This window comes from Acidovorax sp. (assembly GCF_046341535.1).
Taxonomy (GTDB): domain Bacteria; phylum Pseudomonadota; class Gammaproteobacteria; order Burkholderiales; family Burkholderiaceae_C; genus Acidovorax.
In genome coordinates this window covers 1-3,020 of record NZ_JBKDRI010000176.1, presented here as the reverse complement: position 1 = coordinate 3,020, position 3,020 = coordinate 1, and the positions used below count along the sequence as shown (strand labels likewise).

The window sequence follows — 3,020 nt, the reverse complement described above, 5'->3', positions numbered from 1 at the left end:
GCGCGGGGCTGGGTGGCGTCGCTGGCGCCCTCGGCCACGGTCGCCGGTGGTGCGGCCACGGGTGTGCCTGGCCCGGGTCGGGTTGTGGCGGGCGGATTGCGCGGGGCTGGGCGGGCAGAGGCCGCCGGGCGCGCCCGTGCTGGCGGGGTGGGTTCGGCGGTCTGCACTGCGGGTGGCGCCAGCGGGGCGGGCGCAATGCTGCGCGTGCTGAACACCTGGCCCGCAGGCTGCGGCGCAGCATGCCACCCCAGCGAAACTCCGCCCAGCACCAGCCAGTGCAGGGCCAGCACCGCCGCAGTGATCAGGAACAGGGCGCGCCGTGGCACGGACTGCTGCGGTTTCAGGCGCTGCCCGCGCCCAGGTCACGCGACAACTGCGCGGCGGCGGCGCGCAGGGGCACATCCACCGCGCCGCCCCATTCGGGGTCGAACGTGGCAATGGAGCCCAGCGTGGTGATGCCCAGCTCCAGGTGGCCGTCCGCGTCGAACACCGGCGCGCAAAAGGCCACGATGCCCGGCAGCAGCGTATCGACCACGCGCGCCGCGCCGCGCTTGCGCACTTCGGCCAGCAGGGTCTTGACCTCGGCCATGGTGGCGGGCAGATCGGTGCGGCGCATCTTGACCACGCGGGCAAGCTCTTCCTTGATCAGCGGCGCGACGACCTCTGGTGCCATGTGGGCGGCAAAGCAGCGGCCCGTGGCCGACGACAGCAGCGGCATCACATCGCCCAGGCGCAGGTTGGCCGTCACGGCCTGGGGCGATTCTTCCCAGTGCACGATGGTCGGGCCGTGATTGCCCCACACCGCCAGGGCCAGTGTGTGGCCGATGCTTTGCATCAGCTCGGGCATGCGCTCGCGGGCCATGCGCATGGCGTCCAGCCGGGCCAGCGATGCCAGCCCCAGCTTCAGCGCGGCAGGGCCCAGGTCGTAGTGGCCGGTGCGGGCGTCCTGCACCACCAGCCCCAGGCGCTGAAAGCTCACTAGATACCGGTGCGCCTTGGCCGCGCTCATCCCGCCAGCGGCGGCCACATCCTTGAGCATGAGGGGGCCGCGCGCGCGGGTGAGCCCCTCAAGCAACGCAAAACCCACCTCCACCGACTGAATGCCTGCACGTTCTTTGGCCATGTGCACTAAAATTCGCTCGTTTTGATTAGTTAAATGAATTTACCCCAGCGTAATTTCAACCGTGGCCCCAATGCTGCCGCAGCCGCAAGGCGAGGCCCCGGGGACCTGGGTGGAATCGCTTTTCCCAGACTTCACCCTGAGACAAAGGTCCTGCCACCATGAAACTCGCTACCTACAAAGACGGCTCTCGCGACGGCCAACTCGTGGTTGTATCCCGCGACCTGGGCACAGCCCATTATGCGACCGGCATCGCCAGCAAGCTGCAGCAGGTGCTGGACGACTGGGGCTTTCTTGCCCCCCAGCTGCAAGACCTGTACGAGCAGCTCAACAGCGGCCGCGCCCGCCACGCCTTTCCGTTTGACCCCGCCCAGTGCATGGCCCCGCTGCCGCGTGCCTATCAGTGGGCCGATGGCTCGGCCTATATCAACCATGTGGAGCTGGTGCGAAAAGCACGCAACTCCGAGGTGCCTGAGAGCTTCTACACCGACCCCCTGATGTACCAGGGCGGCAGCGACGACTTCATCGGCCCCCGCGATGACGTGGTGGTGCCCAGCGAGGCCATGGGCATCGACTTTGAGGCCGAGATTGCCGTGGTGACCGGCGATGTGAAGATGGGCGCTGATGCCGACCAGGCCCTGGAGGGCATCCGGCTGGTGATGATCGCCAACGACGTGAGCCTGCGCAACCTGATCCCTGCCGAGCTGGCCAAGGGCTTTGGTTTTTTCCAGAGCAAACCCGCCACCGCCTTTGGCCCCGTGGCCGTCACGCTCGATGAACTGGGCGACGCCTGGGACCACGGCCGCCTGCACCTCACCGTGCAGTCCACCTGGAACGGCCGCAAGGTAGGCATGTGCGATGCGGGCCCGGAGATGACATTTCACTTCGGCCAGCTCATCGCCCACGTGGCCAAGACGCGCAACGTGCGCGCCGGCTCCATCATCGGCAGCGGCACCGTGAGCAACAAGGGCATCACCGACGCGAACGGCCGCACCGAATGGCCCAAGGGCTACAGCTGCATTGCCGAAAAGCGCTGCATCGAAACCATCCAGGACGGCCAGCCCAGCACCGAATTCATGAAGTACGGCGACACCATCCGCATCGAGGTCAAGGGCAAAGACGGCGCGAGCATTTTCGGTGCCATTGATCAGGCGATTGCCGCCCCGGCCACCTGAGCCCACCACGGGCATCCGCGCGGCCTGAACCGTTCGGGCTGAGCCCGCCCGAGCCGGGGCGCGGCGTGGCGGCACCATGCAAAATACACGTAAAAACATGCGCCAGCGCTTGCTGAATAAGCGCTTTCAGCTATCAATTAAATAGCTAATAAGGCGCAGCCCCTTAAAACGCCGTACCCGCTTGCGCGCCCGGGCCACCGCAGGCGCCCCCACCGCCGCGCCCACCGCCGCATCCAGGGCCGCAGCCTGGGCCGCAGCCCGGCCTGCCTGGCCCGAACAGCCCCTGCGCTGGGTCGTGCCCTCCCCGGCAGGCATCACACGGGGCTGAACCCTTGAGCGGCAGCGCAGCATCCCCAGGGGGTGTGCGCTGTCCAGCCCTGCCGCCCCACCAACCCCGGCCGGTGGCATACCGCCCAAGGGGGTGGCCTGCTGGGGTGGTTGCGTCGGGTGGATGGCCGATCAGGTCGGCCGTGCCAAACAGCGCGCGGGGGCACATCAAGGGCCAGTGCAGCGCCCAGGTGGCCGCGCTGCGCCACCCCGGCGACAATGGGCAAGACCGGACGATGGTCACCCGTTACCCGATTGAACACATGTGAACACATGGCACACCAGAAACTAGAACTCACCTGGATCGGCAAAGACCAGCGCCCCCGGCTGGAGCCGCGCATATTGCTGGAAGACCCGGCCCGCAGCTACCACGCCAAACAGCGCGTGACGGACAAGGA

Annotated in this window: 2 protein-coding genes and 1 pseudogene; 1 reads left to right on the top strand and 2 read right to left on the bottom strand. The window is 67.7% G+C overall.

Going from position 1 to position 3,020, the window contains the following annotated elements; translation table 11 throughout:
* Positions 1-326 (bottom strand): annotated as a pseudogene (locus ACK543_RS13085) (DUF3108 domain-containing protein); the annotation flags it as partial.
* Positions 327-340: 14 nt separating this feature from the next.
* Positions 341-1,123 (bottom strand): IclR family transcriptional regulator, encoded by a 783-nt coding sequence (locus ACK543_RS13080; RefSeq protein ID WP_409943280.1) that lies wholly within the window; start codon positions 1,121-1,123, stop codon positions 341-343.
* A 158-nt stretch (positions 1,124-1,281) separates the two neighbouring features.
* Here ACK543_RS13080 and ACK543_RS13075 point away from each other — a divergent pair, with 158 nt between their 5' ends.
* Positions 1,282-2,295, top strand: coding sequence for a fumarylacetoacetate hydrolase family protein (locus tag ACK543_RS13075; RefSeq protein WP_409943279.1), 1,014 nt, complete (start codon positions 1,282-1,284; stop codon positions 2,293-2,295).
* Positions 2,296-3,020 lie beyond the last annotated feature (725 nt).